Genomic DNA, 15,354 nt, shown 5'->3' on the forward strand with positions numbered 1-15,354 from the left:
GGTCCGTTTGAAGGCAGGACGGCATGGTATATCGACGCCGCACACCAACGCAGATGCAGGCCGCAACCGAATCGGTTGCCGTGGCCCCGACTGCGCCGGTGGCGCGCCCGGCGAAGCCTCGCGCACGCATGATGCGTCAATATGACCTCGTCGAGCGCGTCAGGTCCTACAATCCCAACACCGACGAAGATCTGCTGAACCGCGCCTATGTCTACGCCATGAAGGCGCACGGCTCGCAGACCCGCGCCTCGGGCGACCCGTACTTCTCCCATCCGCTCGAAGTGGCGGCGATTCTCACCGACCTGAAACTCGACGACGCCACCATCGTGGCTGCGCTGCTCCACGACACGATCGAGGACACCGAAGCGACGCGGGCCGAGATCGACCAGATCTTCGGGCCCGAGATCGGCGCGCTGGTCGAAGGGCTGACCAAGCTGAAGCGGCTGGAGCTGGTGTCGCGGGAGGCCAAACAGGCCGAGAATCTGCGCAAATTGTTGCTGGCCATTGCCGACGACGTCCGCGTGCTCCTGGTGAAGCTCGCCGATCGCCTGCACAACATGCGCACGCTGGACTTCGTGCCGACGGAATCGCGACGGCGCATTGCCGAGGAGACGCTCGATATCTATGCGCCGCTGGCCGGGCGCATGGGCATGCAGGAAATGCGCGAGGAGCTGGAGGACCTGTCGTTCCGGACCCTCGACCCGGAAGCCTATTCGGTGGTGATGCAGCGGCTCGATGCGCTGGCGGAGCGCAACCGCAATCTGATCGGCGAAATCGAGGACCAGCTCTCCAACAATCTGCGCCACCGGGGCTTGGGCGCGCGGGTCTATGGCCGCCGCAAGAAGCCATTCTCGATCTGGACCAAGATGGAGCGGAAGTCGGTCGGCTTCGAGCAATTGTCCGACATCTTCGGCTTCCGCGTCGTCGTCAACGACATCGAGGCCTGCTATCGCGCGCTCGGCATCGTCCACACGAACTGGCCGGTCGTGCCCGGGCGGTTCAAGGACTACATCTCGACGCCGAAGCAGAACGACTATCGCTCGATCCACACCACCGTGATCGGCCCCGGCAACCAGCGCGTCGAGTTGCAAATCCGCACCGAGGCGATGGACCAGATCGCCGAGCGCGGCATCGCCGCGCACGTGTTCTACAAGGAAGGCGTGGGCTCGCCGACCGAATTCCTCAAGCGCGAGTCCAATGCGTTCGCCTGGTTGCGCCACACCATCGGCATCCTCTCGGAGAGCGCCAACCCCGAGGAATTCCTCGAGCACACCAAGCTCGAGCTGTTCCACGACCAGGTGTTCTGCTTCACCCCAAAGGGCAAGCTGATCGCGCTGCCGCGCCATGCCAACGTGATCGACTTCGCCTATGCCGTGCATACCGACGTCGGCAACAGCGCGGTGGGCTGCAAGATCAACGGCCAGTTTGCGCCGCTGTCCTCGGAGCTCCAGAATGGCGACGAGGTCGAGGTGCTGACCTCCGAAGCGCAAGCGGCGCCGCCGTCCGCCTGGGAAACGCTCGCGGTCACCGGCAAGGCGCGCGCCGCAATCCGCCGCGCCACCAGGACTGCGGTGCGCGATCAATATGTCGGTCTCGGCCGGCGCATCGTCGAGCGCCTGTTCGAGCGCGCCAAGATCGAATATGCCGACGACAAGCTCAAGGGCGCGCTGCCGCGGCTGGCACGAACCTCGATCGAGGACGTCATGGCGGCTGTGGGACGCGGCGAGATCAAGGCCTCCCACGTCGCGCGTGCGATGTATCCCGACTACAAGGAGGAGCGCATCGCGCGCTACGGCGTCAAGAAGGGGCTTGCCGGCAAGCTCAAGGAGAAGTCGTTCGAACCGCCGCGCACCCCGGTCGCGATTCCGATCCGCGGCATCAATTCCGACCTGCCGGTGAAGTTTGCGCCGAATGGCGGCGCAGTGCCCGGCGACCGCATCGTCGGCATCGTCACGCCGGGCGAGGGCATCACCATCTACCCAATCCAGGCGCCGGCCCTGAAGGATTTCGAAGAAGAGCCGGAGCGCTGGCTCGACGTGCGCTGGGACATCGAGGACTCCGCGCCGCAGCGCTTCCCGGCCCGCATCAAGGTCGAGAATGTCAACGAACCCGGCGCGCTGGCGCAGATCGCGACCGTGATCGCCGAGCACGACGGCAACATCGACAACATCAGCATGCAGCGCCGCTCACCGGACTTCACGGAGACGACGATCGATCTCGAAGTCTACGATCTCAAGCATTTGAGCGCGATCCTGGCCCAGCTGCGCGCGAAGGCGGTCGTCGCCCGCGCCGAACGTGTTAATGGATAGACGCCTTCCGTCATGGTCCATTCCTATGATTCCGTGAGTCCTGAAATGCCTGCACCTCCGCTCCGCCTCGGCGTCAATGTCGACCATGTCGCGACCCTGCGTAACGCGCGCAGCGGCCGCAATCCCGATCCGGTGCGCGCGGCGCTGCTAGCGATCGAGGCCGGCGCCGACGGCATCACCGCTCATTTGCGCGAGGATCGCCGGCACATCCGCGACGAGGACATGGCGCGGCTGAAAGCCGAGATCTCCAAGCCGCTTAATTTCGAGATGGCGGCGACCGAGGACATGATGCGTATTTCGCTCGCCACCAGGCCGCATGCGGTGTGCCTCGTGCCGGAGCGGCGCCAGGAGGTGACGACCGAAGGCGGGCTCGACGTCGTCGGCCAGCACAATGCGCTGGCGCCTTATATCGCGCGGCTGAACGATGCCGGCATCCGGGTGTCGCTGTTCATCGCGGCCGATCCCGCCCAGATCGAGACGGCGGCGCGGCTGCGCGCACCCGTGATCGAGATCCACACCGGCGCCTGGTGCGACGCCGTCGTCGAGGGTCACGCCGACAAGGCCGAGGCCGAATGGCGGCGGATCGTGGCAGGGGCGAAGCTGGCGAAAGAAGCAGGGCTGGAGGTTCACGCCGGACACGGGCTGGACTACGCGACAGCGGAGACGATCGCCGGCTTGCCGGACATCATGGAACTCAACATCGGCTACTACATGATCGGCGAAGCCCTGTTCGTCGGTCTCGCCGAGACGGTTCGCAGCATGCGCGCGGCGATGGACCGCGGCCGGAGCCGGGCATGATCATCGGCATCGGCTCCGATCTGATCGACATCACCCGGGTCGGCAAGGTGATCGACCGCCATGGCGAGCGCTTCCTCGACCGCATCTTCACCGCGGCCGAGCGGGCCAAGGCGGAGCGGCGCGCCAAGAACGAGAAGATGGTGGTGGCAACCTACGCCAAGCGCTTCGCCGCCAAGGAGGCCTGCTCCAAGGCACTCGGCACCGGCATCAGGCGCGGCGTGTGGTGGCGCGACATGGGGGTGGTCAACCTGCCGGGAGGGCGGCCAACCATGCAATTGACGGGCGGGGCGCTGGCCCGGCTCCAGGCCCTGACGCCCGAAGGGTTCGCGGCGCAGATCGACCTGTCGATCACCGATGACTGGCCGCTGGCACAGGCCTTCGTCATCATTTCGGCCGTGCCGCTGGCCAAACCCTGACGGTGCTCCGATAATTTTATAATTCGCATTCAAAATCAAGCGCTTATGCAGTTTTGACGCGATCCTTGATTGCGTGGCCTCCGACAACCGTCTAAAAGTCCGCGGACGCAAATCAGGCTGGGCGAATTCGGCTTTACGCCGGAATTGGCCCTCATTATCAGAATCAGGACAATCTCCTTGGGCCGCGAGCGATGGGCTGTTCGCGGGAGGAGGGCGCGCTGTGACCGCCCGCCGGAATTGAGAGAGCAATGAGCGTGACTTCAGGAACGAAAACTGAGAGCGGCATCGGCGAAACGATCCGGGTCGTGATCCACGCTCTCCTGATCGCTCTGGTGATCCGCACCTTCCTGTTTCAGCCGTTCAACATCCCATCCGGCTCGATGAAGGCGACACTGCTGGTCGGCGACTATCTGTTCGTCTCGAAATATTCCTACGGCTACAGCCATTACTCGATCCCGTTCTCGCCGCCGCTGTTCTCGGGGCGGATCTGGGGCTCGGACCCGAACCGCGGCGACATCGTCGTATTCCGCCTGCCGAAGGACGATTCCACCGACTACATCAAGCGCGTGATCGGCCTGCCCGGCGACCGCATCCAGATGCGGGACGGGCTGCTCTACATCAACGACACGCCGGTCGAGCGGCAGCGCATGAGCGAATTTGTCGGCGAGGACCCCTGCGGCGCCGAAGGCAGCGGCGTCTCCCGGGTGAAGCGCTGGAAGGAAACGCTCCCGAATGGCGTGTCCTACGAGACGCTGGACTGCGCCGACAACGGCTACGTCGACAACACCAACGTCTACACCGTGCCGACCGGCCACTTCTTCATGATGGGCGACAACCGCGACAACTCCACCGACAGTCGCTTCCTCGGCCAGGTCGGCTACGTGCCGCAGGAGAATTTGATCGGGCGCGCCCAGATGATCTTCTTCTCGATCGCCGAAGGCGAGCATGCCTGGATGTTCTGGCGCTGGCCCTGGGCGGTGCGCTGGAATCGCTTCTTCAAAATCGTCCGATGAAAGACGAAGCCAAGGACATCGCGATCCTACCGACGGAGGCGCAAGCGGGCCCCGACGGCGAAGCTGCGACCAAGACTCTTGATACCAAGACCCTTGAGGTCAAGACGCCTGAGATCAAGACGCCCGCAAAGAAGAAGCGGGTGCGGAGCAGCAAGGTCAGGGGCTCGGATGCGAATGCGGGGCTCGAGGCACGCATCGGCTACAGCTTTGCCGATCCGAACCTCTTGATGCAGGGCGTCACGCATGTCTCCGCGCTGAAGTCCGGGCGCAAGCGCGGCGACAGCTATCAGCGACTGGAATTCCTCGGCGACCATGTGCTCGGGCTCGTCGTCTCCGACATGCTCTATCACGCCTTCCCGAACGCCGACGAAGGCGAGCTGTCCAAGCGACTTGCCGAACTGGTGCGCAAGGAGAGCTGCGCCGATGTCGCCAAGTCGCTCGGTCTGCTCGACGACATCAAGCTCGGCTCGGTCGGCTCCAGCGCCGACGCGCGCCTGCGCAAGAGCGTGCTCGGCGACATCTGCGAGGCCGTGATCGGCGCCGTGTTCCTAGACGGCGGCTACGCGGCAGCGGCCGATTTCGTCAAGCGCAACTGGACCGAGCGCATGCACAAGCCGCGACGTCCCTTGCGCGATCCCAAGACCGTTCTCCAGGAATGGGCACAGGGCAAGGGATTGCCGACGCCGGTTTATCGCGAGGTCGAGCGCACCGGCCCGCATCACGATCCGCAATTCCGCGTCGCGGTCGACCTGCCGGGGCTGGCACCGGCGGAAGGCATCGGCGGCAGCAAGCGCGCGGCAGAGAAAGTGGCAGCTTCAGTGATGATCGAACGTGAAGGCGTTGGCGGCGGCAATGACGGTTGAAGCAAGCGGCGAGGCGCCCACTGCCACGCGCTGCGGCTTCGTCGCGCTGATCGGCGCGCCGAATGTCGGCAAATCCACGCTGGTCAATGCGCTGGTCGGGGCCAAGGTCACGATCGTCTCGCGTAAGGTGCAGACCACGCGCGCGCTGATCCGCGGCATCGTGATCGAGAACAACGCGCAGATCATCCTGGTCGATACGCCCGGAATCTTCCTGCCCAAGCGCCGGCTCGACCGCGCCATGGTCTCGACCGCCTGGAGCGGCGCGCATGACGCCGACCTCGTCTGCGTGCTGCTGGATGCCAAGGCCGGCATCGACGAGGAAGCGGAGGCAATCCTCACCAAGGTCGCCAGCGTCAAGCACGAGAAGATTTTGGTCATCAACAAAGTCGACCTGGTCCAGCGCGAGAAGCTGCTGGCGCTGGCGCAGGCTGCCAACGAGCGCATGGCCTTCGCAAAGACGTTCATGATCGCGGCGATCTCCGGCGACGGCGTCGATGACCTCAGGCGTACACTGTCCGAGATCGTACCGCCGGGGCCGTTCCTCTATCCCGAAGACCAGATGTCGGACGCGCCGATGCGGCAGCTCGCGGCCGAGATCACGCGCGAGAAGATCTTTCGCAAACTGCACCAGGAACTGCCCTACCAGTCCACCGTCGAGACCGACAAGTGGGAAGAACGCAAGGACAAGTCGGTGCGCATCGAGCAGACGATTTTCGTCGAGCGCGAAAGCCAGCGCAAGATCGTGCTCGGCGCCGGTGGCGCCACCATCAAGTCGATCGGCGCGGACTCGCGCAAGGAGATCGGCGAGATCCTGGGCGTGCCGGTGCACCTGTTCCTGTTCGTCAAGGTGCGCGAGAACTGGAGCGACGATCCCGATCGCTACCGCGAGATGGGCCTGGAATTTCCCAAAGAATAACCAAGAAAAGATCGGTCGACGATGAGCGTACCCAGCAACGTACGGCGCTTCGAAGCGTTGCTCTATGCATCGTTGATGCTGGATGCCTTGTCGGTGGCGGTGCAGGACCGCACGCCGACTGCCGAGATGACCGAACAGATGATCATGACGTCGTCGCTGCTCGCCGGCGGCATGATCCTGCTGCTGGTGTATTTCGTCCGGCTGGCCGCGCACGGGCGCAAGAACTGGCCGCGCTGGGTGCTGGCGGCAGCGCTCGTGCTGTCGGTGATCTCGCTCGGCCAGATCATCGGCGAGAAAGGCATGGAACTCGACAGCGCCATCGAGATCGTCTCCTGCGTGCTGACCGCGATGGGATTGTATTTCTCGTTCCGCGGCGACGCGCAGGGCTGGTTCAACGCGTGAGGCCGTGTCGGGTGGATTGGCGGCGCGCAATTCACCTTCCAGGCGTGCCCCCGCGATTGGCCGATTAGGCCTTCGGCCAATCCGCCCTACGATTGAAGACCGGAATCCGCTAGACTTCACCGATGGAATGGACCGACGAAGGCATCGTGCTGGGGGTGCGGCGGCATGGCGAGAGCAGCGCCATCGTCGAGTTGCTAACCCGTGCCCACGGCCGCCATCTCGGTCTCGTCCGCGGCGGCGCCGGCTCTCGGATGCGTCCGTTGCTGCAGCCCGGCAACAGCCTCCGCGTGGTATGGCGGGCGCGGCTCGACGAGCATCTCGGCACCTATGCCATCGAGGGCCTCAAGCTGCGGGCGGCGACGCTGCTGGGATCATCCCACGGCGTCTACGGCATCACCCATCTCGCCTCGATCGCGCGGTTGCTGCCGGAGCGCGATCCGCACGAAAACCTCCTGGCGCTGCTCGAACATTCGCTGGACGATTTCGACGACATCGGCAGCGCGGCCGTGCACGTGATCCATTTCGAACTGGCAATGCTCACCGAACTCGGCTTCGGGATGGCGCTGGAAAACTGCGCGGTGACAGGAGAGACCACCGACCTGATCTACGTCTCGCCCAAATCCGGCGGCGCGGTGTCCCGCGGGGCGGGCGAGCCGTGGCGCGACCGCCTGTTGCGGCTGCCGCCGTTCCTGCGCCAAAGCGAGGTGCAGGGCGACCTCACCGATCAGGATCTCCAGGACGGCTTTCGACTGACCGGCCTGTTCCTGCTGCGCCACGTGCTGGAACCACGCGGGCTAGGCCATTCCGATGCGCGGGCAGGCTTCATCAACGCGCTGACGCGACAGCAGGCAAAGGCCGCCATTCCCGCGCCATGAGCTTGGCGCGGCTCTGCGTTGCCTCAGTGGACCAGCCCTTGCTGGAACAAAACTCGGTTCCCCGGACTTGCCATTTTGGGTTCCAACCGGGGATAGCCTCATGCTGATCAAGGGACTTGTGATATCGGCAGCGCTGATTGCGCTGGCGCCGGACGCCCTCGCGGGTGAGCAGCCGGGCGTCTTTCGCCGTGCTTCCTGTACCGTCGTCAGATTCTATGTGGCTAAATATTCCGCTGCAGCCGCAGAGGCATGGGCACGGTCCAAAGGCGCGACGGAGGCCGAGATCGACACCGCGCGGCGGTGCCTGACCAATGCCCCGGCCACCACGCAGGCTAAAGCCGCGCCACCCACCCAGACCTTCACCGCAGGCTGGGCCGGCCAGTAGGCCGCCACAGGGAACCAATCGATCCTTGCCCGATTCGCTTCCACGGTTTAACCGGGCGGCATGGGAAAACGATTGATTCCGCCGGAGGAACCGGCCGAAATTCACGAGGTGCCGCTGCGTGAGGCGTTGGAAGAGCGCTATCTCGCCTACGCGCTCTCCACCATCATGCACCGCGCGCTGCCGGATGCGCGCGACGGCCTGAAGCCGGTACACCGGCGCATCCTGTATGGCATGCGGCTGCTCCGGCTCGACCCGGGCACGGCATTCAAGAAGTCCGCCAAAATCGTCGGCGACGTGATGGGCTCGTTCCATCCGCATGGCGACCAGGCGATCTACGACGCCATGGTGCGCCTGGCGCAGGACTTCTCCTCGCGCTACCCGCTGGTCGACGGCCAGGGCAATTTCGGCAATATCGACGGCGATAATCCCGCCGCCTATCGCTACACCGAAGCGCGCATGACCGACGTCGCGCGGCTTCTGCTCGACGGAATCGATGAGGACGGGGTCGAATTCCGCCCCAATTACGACGGCCAGTCGAAAGAGCCGATCGTGCTGCCCGGCGGCTTCCCGAATCTGCTCGCCAATGGCGCGCAAGGTATCGCAGTCGGCATGGCGACCTCGATCCCGCCGCACAACGCCGCCGAGCTCTGCGACGCCGCGCTGCATCTGATCGAGAAGCCCGACGCGAAGTCGAAGGCCTTGCTGAAATGGGTCAAGGGTCCGGACTTTCCAACCGGCGGCATCTGCGTCGATTCCAAGCAGGCGATCGCTGAAGCCTACACCACCGGTCGCGGTTCGTTTCGCGTCCGCTCCCGATGGGAGCAGGAAGAGGGCGCGCGCGGCACCTGGGTCGTCGTCGTCACCGAGATACCCTTTCTGGTGCAGAAGTCCCGGCTGATCGAGAAGATCGCCGAGCTGCTGGACCAGAAGAAGCTGCCGCTGGTCGGCGATATCAGGGACGAGTCGGCCGAAGACGTTCGCATCGTGATCGAGCCGAAATCGAAGAACGTCGATCCCGCGCTGATGATGGAATCGCTGTTCCGGCTGACCGAGCTCGAAAACAAGATTCCGCTGAACCTCAACGTGCTGATCAAGGGCCGCATTCCCAAAGTCGTGGGGCTCGCGGAGTGCTTGCGCGAATGGCTCGACCATCTGCGCGACGTGCTGATCCGTCGCACCAACCATCGCAAGGCCGAGATCGAGCGCCGGCTGGAGATCCTCGGCGGCTTGCTGATTGCCTATCTGAACATCGACGAGGTGATCAGGATCATCCGCAATGAGGACGAGCCGAAGCCGGCGCTGATCAAGGCGTTCAAGCTCACCGAGGTGCAGGCCGAAGCCATCCTCAACATGCGGCTCCGAAGCCTGCGCAAGCTCGAGGAGATGGAGATCCGTGGCGAGGACAAGGATCTTCGCAAGGAGCTGAAGGGCATCGAGGGACTGCTGGCGTCCGAACCCGAGCAGTGGAAGAAAGTCGGCGAGCAGGTCGGCAAGGTTCGCGACATGTTCGGACCGAAGACCCCGCTCGGCAAGCGCCGCACCACCTTTGCCGACGCGCCAGAGCATGATCTCGCTGCGATCGAGGAGGCACTGGTCGAGCGCGAGCCGGTGACGGTGGTGGTCTCCGACAAGGGCTGGATCCGCACTCTCAAGGGCCATGTCGAGGATCTCTCGGGGCTGGCCTTCAAGCAGGACGACAAGCTCGGATTCGCGTTCTTCGCGGAAACGACCTCGAAGCTGCTGCTGTTCGCCACCAACGGAAAATTCTACTCGCTCGATGTCGCAAAACTTCCGGGCGGCCGCGGTCATGGCGAGCCGATCCGCCAGTTCATCGATCTCGAGCCGGAGGCCGCGCCGGTCACGCTGTTCGTCAACAAGGGCGGACGCAGATTCCTGGTCGCGAGCCACGAGGGCCAAGGGTTCGTCGTCAGCGAGGACGATTGCGTCGGCACCACCAAGAAGGGCAAGCAGGTCCTCAACGTCGACATGCCGAACGAGGCGCGCACAGTCACCGAGGTGATCGGCGACACCGTCGCGGTCATCGGCGAGAACCGCAAGATGCTGGTGTTCCCGCTCGACCAGGTGCCGGAGATGGCGCGTGGCCGCGGTGTGCGTCTGCAGAAGTACAAGGACGGCGGCCTCTCCGACATTGCAGTGTTCGACGCCAAGACGGGCCTGACCTGGAAGGACTCCGCCGGCCGCGAATTCTCCGCGACCATGAAGGAGCTCGCCGAGTGGAAAGGCTCTCGCGCGGACGCCGGCCGTCTGCCGCCGAAGGGATTCCCGAAGTCGAACAAGTTCGGCAGGGGGATCGGGTAGTCGGGCGACAGTCTGGTTCCGCCGGTGCGCGCGGTCTGATACCGTCCGCCATCCCGGTGTTGTGGAACGTTGAGAAGTAGCGCGATGTACGATGTCATTGTTGTCGGCGGCGGCTCGGCCGGCGCTGCTGTTGCGGCGCGGCTCTCGGAAGATCCCGCACGGCGCGTCCTGCTGCTGGAGGCGGGTCTGGACTGGCGCGCCGACGAGGCGCCCTGGGAGGTGATGACGCCAAATCCCATCCCGATCATCCACAAGCGCGAGTACCAGGAGAAGTGGCAATGGCCGGATCTTCTGACGCGCCGTGTGGCCGGCCAGGAGCCGCGCTTCTACTGGCGCGGCAAGGGGCTCGGCGGCTCGTCGATGATGAACGGCCAGATCGCCATCCGCGGCGTCGCTGCTGCGTTCGACGAGTGGGCCGTCAATGGCTGCACCGGCTGGTCGGCCCACGACGTGATGCCGTTGTTCTCGGTGATCGAGGATGATCTGGAATTCGGCGACGCCGCCGGCCACGGCCGCGGTGGACCGCTGCCGGTCTATCGGGCGCCGCCGGAAAAATGGGGGCCGATCGACCGCGGCTTGCGCGATGCGGCGTTGGCGAGCGGCTATCCCTGGTGCGCCGACGTCAACGGCCCTGACGGCGAGGGCGTCGCCTGCTATCCCATCAACAGCCGCGACAGCCGCCGCATCACGACCAATGAGGGTTATCTGGAGCCCGCGCGGGGCCGCGCCAATCTGGAAATTCGCGGGCATGCGCTGGTCGACCGCGTGCTGATCAGCGACGGCCGGGCAACCGGCCTCCGCGTTCACATCGAGGGGCAGGGGACCAGCGAGATCAGCGCGCGCCAGATCGTGCTGTGCGCCGGCGCCATCCACAGTCCAGCGATCCTGCTGCGCTCGGGCATCGGTCCTGCGGAGGAGCTGAAGGCGATGGGGATCGCGGTCGAGCGCAACCTGCCGGTCGGCAAGCACTTCTTCGATCATCCGCTGTTCCGTGCCACGATCCAGCTCCACCAAGACCTGCGGCCGACCGATCCGGACACCCGCCACACCAATTGCTGCGTGACCTATTCGTCGGGCCTCGCCGAGGGCGGCAAGCGCGACATGATCCTGATCGCCTTCAATCACCGCGGCATCGGCGTGCCGGGCGCGATCGGCGCCGGGCTGTTCAACGCGTATTCGCGTGGAACGCTCAAGCTGGCCTCGACCGATCCCACGATTGATCCCGTCGTCGAGGAAAACATGCTGGCCGATCCCCGCGACATGCTGCGCATGAAGGATGCGGTGAAGCGGCTCGCCGTGATCACCTCCCAGCCGGCGCTATCAGGCATCGCCGACTGGATCCGGCTCGCGGACACCGATCTGACGCTGCCGCAAGCCGCGGCCTTGCCGGAGCATGAACTGGATGCGCTGCTGCGCCGTGAGACCGGCGATATCCAGCACGCCGCCGGCAGTTGTCGTATGACCGGCTTTGAGAGCGCCGACGGCGTGGTCAACCCTGACGGCACCGTGAAGGGCATCTCCGGCCTGCGCATCGCCGACGCCTCGATCATGCCATCGGATTGCCGGGCCAACACGCATTTCACGACCGTGGTGATTGGCGAGGCGATCGCGCGGATGATGATGCGTTAGGTTCAATCGTCGTCCGCCATGGCGGTCTGATGAAACCGCGCGCAGACGAAAACCTACCGCTCGACGGCCAGGCCGAACAGCGGTCGGAGATGTGTCCCCAGAATGTTGCCGACGAAAGCCGCCACCAGCCAGCACCAGCCATGCAGGCTGCCCGATGCGATCCCGCTGAAATAAGCGCCGATATTGCAGCCATAGGCGAGCCGGGCGCCATAGCCGAGAAGCAGGCCGCCGATGATGGCGGCGAGGAGCGAGGATGCGGAGATGCGCCATGTCGGATGGAATTTGCCGGCGAGGCCTGCGGCCAGCAACGCTCCCAGGATGATGCCGAAATCCATGACGGAGGTGATGTCGGCGAAGACGCTTTGGTGCAGCGAGGTCGCGCGAGCACCCTGCCAATAGGGCCATGACGCGACGTCGACGCCGAGGCTCATCAGGATCTTCGATCCCCAGAGCGCGAAAGCGGAGGTGATGCCCCAGGGACGTCCCGCAAGATACAGCGTGGCGAAATTTCCGATCGCGAGCAGGATCGCGCCCCACAGCAGCGGCCATGGCCCCTGCATGAAGCGGCGCGCGCCGCGGAGCTTCGTCCGCGCTCCCGGCTCGAGTTCGCCGTGGCGGCCGATCTCGGCCCTGAGGGTGATGAGATAAATTGCAGCCATAACAGCCCAGCAGAGCACGAGCGCCGGCAGCCATCCGAGCCGTTCGATCAACGAGACGGCGCCGATGTACGGCAGCGCGCTCCACCACGGCAGATGCAATGCACCGAGCGTCGATCCGGCGATGAAGGCCGCCAGTGTCACCAGCATGCGGGTGTTGCCGCCGCCGGCGGTATAAAGCGTTCCCGACGCGCAGCCGCCGCCAAGCTGCATTCCAAGGCCGAACAGGAATGCCCCGGTGAGCATGCCCACGCCCACCGCGCCGAGCTCGCCACGCACGGCGACGCCGAACAGCGTGCCTTGCGCCAGGGCCGGGAAGAAGAGGGCGGTTGCCAGCGCAAGCATGACCATTTGGGCGCGAAGGCCGGCGCCTCGTCGTGCGACAATGAAGACGCGCCAAGCCGAGGTGAACCCGAACAGCGCATGGTACAGCGTCAGGCCAAGTGCGCCTCCGAGAAGAAACAACAATCCCTGTTGCCACGAAATCGTGCCTGACAAGGCCGCTGCGCCCGCCAGAAGAATTGCCGCCGCGACAGCGACGACCGTGAGATTGGCGCCGTGCCGGTCATTGTCAGGGGCAAGCAGCCGCGCATCGATAGATAGATCGGTCATGGCTCATCCAAAAGCGGATTTCTTCGGCAGTGAGAGCTAACCGGGGCGAATTCTCCCCGTTCCAATCTTCCCACCTTGGAACTGATGCGATAGCGCTAGCCTGTCATGCCCAGGCTCGACCGGGGCATTCAGTACGCCGCGGCCTCTCCTCTCAAATCTCGACTGTCTTGGGCTACCGGGTCGCCCGGTCAAGCCGGGCGACGACAGCGAGAGTGGGCAAGATTAGTCGTCGCGCCGATGCACGTTTCAAACGGCGGACGAGAGTTCGCGATCTCGCGGCGCGTTCCGCCCGAGTCTTGCGTCGTCGCATCGCCCTCATTGAGACAAGGGCGCAGGGAAGGCCGGGCGCCGGCTGGCACCCGCAGGTCCGTGCGCGATAGAAATGCACACGGGGTGGACCACAGGTTCGCCGGATCGCCCGGCCTTCCCTGCACGATGGTTTTAACGTGTCCTTCGTGCTCTCCCCGGGGAGCGATGCACTATTGCCCCCGTCGCCTTGCGGATAACTGATGCACGTGCCCGGGCGGGCCGCCACATCACCGCAGGACTTGACGCACAGACCCCGGGCGTCAGGACCACACGACTTGTTCGTCCGCGCACGTCCTCGCTGGGACTTCGAGTGCTGGCGTGTGCTCACACCCGAAGCCATGCGAAGACGCTTTCGGCATCGTGTCGCAGGCACGAAGGCCATTGCTCACAGCCAAAGCCGCCCTGCAATGCCTATCGTGCCCGAAGCCGTCGCGTCCATCGCTGCCCAGCCCGCGGTTCGTGACGATCGCGATCCGCCCCTTGTCTCGGGCCAGGGTGTGCCGCTTATACGTCAAATCCGAATTTCGGTAAAGTGGAATATTTTTGCCGGGTGCACTTGACTAGCCAAGGCGGCACACTTTCTCGCAGTGTTTCGCCCTTTGGCGCACCGCGCTCCAGGGAGGCGTCTGGAGCTATCGCCAGAAGCAACATTGTTCCGAAATTGTGATGCGATGTCTTTTGGCCATGCCATTTCGTGAGTATGATGCAACTGAAGAGTCCCACACCTAGCGGGGACACGTTCAGGGAGAGTCGCCATGGCTGTAGCAGGGACAGCTCGGTGGACGTGGATTTGGCCAGGGCTCGCGTGGGGCGTCCTGTTGATCAGTTTCGTTCTCGGCAAAGGCGGGGTCATCGACGCCGCCGCCGGAGCGGCTCTGTTCGGCACGGTCTTCGCCGCCGTGTATCACGCCGAGGTGGTCGCTCACCGCGTCGGCGAGCCGTTCGGCACGCTGATCCTGGCATTGGCCGTGACGGTGATCGAGACGGCGCTCATCGTCTCGGTGATGATCGGCGCGCCTGCCGAGAAGGCCGGGCTGGCCCGCGACACGGTTTTCGCGGCAGTCATGATCGTCTGTAACGGCATCGTAGGTGCTTGTCTGCTGTGGGGCGGCGTGCGCCACCATGAACAGGGCTTCCAGGCGCAAGGCGCCAGTGCCGCTCTCGCCGTGCTGGTGGCTCTCACCAGCCTCACGATGGTGCTTCCGAACCTTGCAGCCCAAGAGCTCGGTCCGCTGTACAACACCTCGCAGCTCATCTTTGCCGCGCTTGCGTCCTTGATTCTGTACCTCGCGTTCGTCTTCGTTCAGACGGTCAGACACCGTGACTATTTCCTGGCCGCGAAAGGTGCCGCGGCCGACGAGCATTCGCCTCCTCCGGACAACGGAACGACCAGCCTGAGCGCCGCTCTCCTCGTCGTCTCCCTTGTGGCCGTCGTGGGGCTTGCGAAAGTCCTGACCCCCAGCGTGGAGCGCGCCATCGATTATCTCCAGGTCCCTAAGGCAGTCGTCGGCACGATCATCGCCGCACTCGTTCTTCTTCCGGAGGCAGTGGCGGCCATCAAGGCGGCGCAAAGCGACCGGCTTCAGACCAGTCTCAACCTCGCCCTCGGCTCGGCGCTCGCGACCATCGGCCTGACCATTCCCGCCGTCGCGGCTGTCTCGATCGTCATGGGATATCGGCTCGAACTCGGGTTGGACATAAAGGATTTGGGGCTGCTCATGCTCACGCTGCTGTTGAGTGTCATCACACTCGGCACCGGGCGGACCACGGTGCTGCAGGGCGTCGTGCATCTGGTCATCTTCGCCGCGTTTCTGTTTTTCGCGGTAGTGCCGTGAGCTCGCGGAACGACGCC

General features: G+C 64.7%; 13 protein-coding genes. 12 read left to right on the top strand and 1 reads right to left on the bottom strand.

From position 1 onward, the window contains the following. Nucleotides 1-23 precede the first annotated feature (23 nt). The 11 genes from RX329_RS20355 to RX329_RS20405 all read left to right on the top strand — a co-directional run bounded on the left by RX329_RS20355 (nt 24) and on the right by RX329_RS20405 (nt 11,925). Complete coding sequence (locus RX329_RS20355) at nt 24-2,309, top strand: RelA/SpoT family protein (RefSeq protein WP_026233572.1); 2,286 nt, start codon at nt 24-26, stop codon at nt 2,307-2,309. Between the two features lie 45 nt (nt 2,310-2,354). Beyond that, entirely contained in the window at nt 2,355-3,107 is a 753-nt protein-coding gene (locus tag RX329_RS20360) for a pyridoxine 5'-phosphate synthase (protein WP_026233571.1), read from the top strand. After that, the gene (gene acpS / locus RX329_RS20365) at nt 3,104-3,523 is read left to right on the top strand and encodes a holo-ACP synthase (protein WP_007611179.1); all 420 of its coding nucleotides are present in this window, start codon (nt 3,104-3,106) and stop codon (nt 3,521-3,523) included. Before RX329_RS20360 ends, acpS begins: the two co-directional genes overlap by 4 nt. A 248-nt stretch (nt 3,524-3,771) precedes the next feature. Then, nucleotides 3,772-4,536 carry a signal peptidase I gene (gene lepB / locus RX329_RS20370; RefSeq protein ID WP_018458408.1) on the top strand — a complete coding sequence of 255 codons (765 nt, stop codon included), beginning with the start codon at nt 3,772-3,774 and terminating at the stop codon, nt 4,534-4,536. Next, nucleotides 4,533-5,399: a ribonuclease III gene (rnc, locus tag RX329_RS20375; protein WP_085353426.1), complete on the top strand. Its 867-nt coding sequence runs from the start codon at nt 4,533-4,535 to the stop codon at nt 5,397-5,399. Before lepB ends, rnc begins: the two co-directional genes overlap by 4 nt. Next, nucleotides 5,389-6,315, top strand: coding sequence for a GTPase Era (era, locus tag RX329_RS20380; protein ID WP_018458406.1), 927 nt, complete (start codon nt 5,389-5,391; stop codon nt 6,313-6,315). Before rnc ends, era begins: the two co-directional genes overlap by 11 nt. Nucleotides 6,316-6,336: 21 nt before the next feature. After that, on the top strand, nt 6,337-6,717 hold the full coding sequence (locus RX329_RS20385) for a hypothetical protein (RefSeq protein WP_018458405.1): 381 nt from the start codon (nt 6,337-6,339) through the stop codon (nt 6,715-6,717). Between the two features lie 122 nt (nt 6,718-6,839). Then, nucleotides 6,840-7,592 carry a DNA repair protein RecO gene (gene recO / locus RX329_RS20390; protein WP_317246348.1) on the top strand — a complete coding sequence of 251 codons (753 nt, stop codon included), beginning with the start codon at nt 6,840-6,842 and terminating at the stop codon, nt 7,590-7,592. Nucleotides 7,593-7,692: 100 nt separating this feature from the next. After that, complete coding sequence (locus RX329_RS20395) at nt 7,693-7,977, top strand: hypothetical protein (protein WP_018458403.1); 285 nt, start codon at nt 7,693-7,695, stop codon at nt 7,975-7,977. Nucleotides 7,978-8,037: 60 nt separating this feature from the next. Then, nucleotides 8,038-10,296, top strand: a complete 2,259-nt coding sequence (gene parC, locus RX329_RS20400) for a DNA topoisomerase IV subunit A (RefSeq protein ID WP_018458402.1) — start codon at nt 8,038-8,040, stop codon at nt 10,294-10,296. An 84-nt stretch (nt 10,297-10,380) separates the two neighbouring features. Next, a complete protein-coding gene (locus RX329_RS20405; protein ID WP_317246349.1) occupies nt 10,381-11,925 on the top strand; it encodes a GMC family oxidoreductase in 1,545 nt (514 codons plus the stop codon). Nucleotides 11,926-11,978: 53 nt separating this feature from the next. On the opposite strand, the gene RX329_RS20410 is transcribed toward RX329_RS20405, so the two are convergent. Beyond that, nucleotides 11,979-13,193: a YeeE/YedE family protein gene (locus RX329_RS20410; protein ID WP_085394302.1), complete on the bottom strand. Its 1,215-nt coding sequence runs from the start codon at nt 13,191-13,193 to the stop codon at nt 11,979-11,981. A gap of 1,064 nt (nt 13,194-14,257) precedes the next feature. On the opposite strand from RX329_RS20410, the gene RX329_RS20415 reads away from it, so the two are divergent. Beyond that, nucleotides 14,258-15,337: a calcium:proton antiporter gene (locus tag RX329_RS20415; protein ID WP_085353422.1), complete on the top strand. Its 1,080-nt coding sequence runs from the start codon at nt 14,258-14,260 to the stop codon at nt 15,335-15,337. The last annotated feature ends 17 nt before the right edge of the window (nt 15,338-15,354 follow it).

This window comes from Bradyrhizobium sp. BWC-3-1 (genome assembly GCF_032917965.1).
GTDB lineage: Bacteria > Pseudomonadota > Alphaproteobacteria > Rhizobiales > Xanthobacteraceae > Bradyrhizobium > Bradyrhizobium canariense_D.

Coding starts and splice junctions, on each gene's coding strand:
- RX329_RS20355 (WP_026233572.1), top strand. CDS start 24: ATGGTATATCGACGCCGCACACCAACGCAGATGCAGGCCGCAACCGAA.
- RX329_RS20360 (WP_026233571.1), top strand. CDS start 2,355: ATGCCTGCACCTCCGCTCCGCCTCGGCGTCAATGTCGACCATGTCGCG.
- acpS (WP_007611179.1), top strand. CDS start 3,104: ATGATCATCGGCATCGGCTCCGATCTGATCGACATCACCCGGGTCGGC.
- lepB (WP_018458408.1), top strand. CDS start 3,772: ATGAGCGTGACTTCAGGAACGAAAACTGAGAGCGGCATCGGCGAAACG.
- rnc (WP_085353426.1), top strand. CDS start 4,533: ATGAAAGACGAAGCCAAGGACATCGCGATCCTACCGACGGAGGCGCAA.
- era (WP_018458406.1), top strand. CDS start 5,389: ATGACGGTTGAAGCAAGCGGCGAGGCGCCCACTGCCACGCGCTGCGGC.
- RX329_RS20385 (WP_018458405.1), top strand. CDS start 6,337: ATGAGCGTACCCAGCAACGTACGGCGCTTCGAAGCGTTGCTCTATGCA.
- recO (WP_317246348.1), top strand. CDS start 6,840: ATGGAATGGACCGACGAAGGCATCGTGCTGGGGGTGCGGCGGCATGGC.
- RX329_RS20395 (WP_018458403.1), top strand. CDS start 7,693: ATGCTGATCAAGGGACTTGTGATATCGGCAGCGCTGATTGCGCTGGCG.
- parC (WP_018458402.1), top strand. CDS start 8,038: ATGGGAAAACGATTGATTCCGCCGGAGGAACCGGCCGAAATTCACGAG.
- RX329_RS20405 (WP_317246349.1), top strand. CDS start 10,381: ATGTACGATGTCATTGTTGTCGGCGGCGGCTCGGCCGGCGCTGCTGTT.
- RX329_RS20410 (WP_085394302.1), bottom strand. CDS start 13,193: ATGACCGATCTATCTATCGATGCGCGGCTGCTTGCCCCTGACAATGAC.
- RX329_RS20415 (WP_085353422.1), top strand. CDS start 14,258: ATGGCTGTAGCAGGGACAGCTCGGTGGACGTGGATTTGGCCAGGGCTC.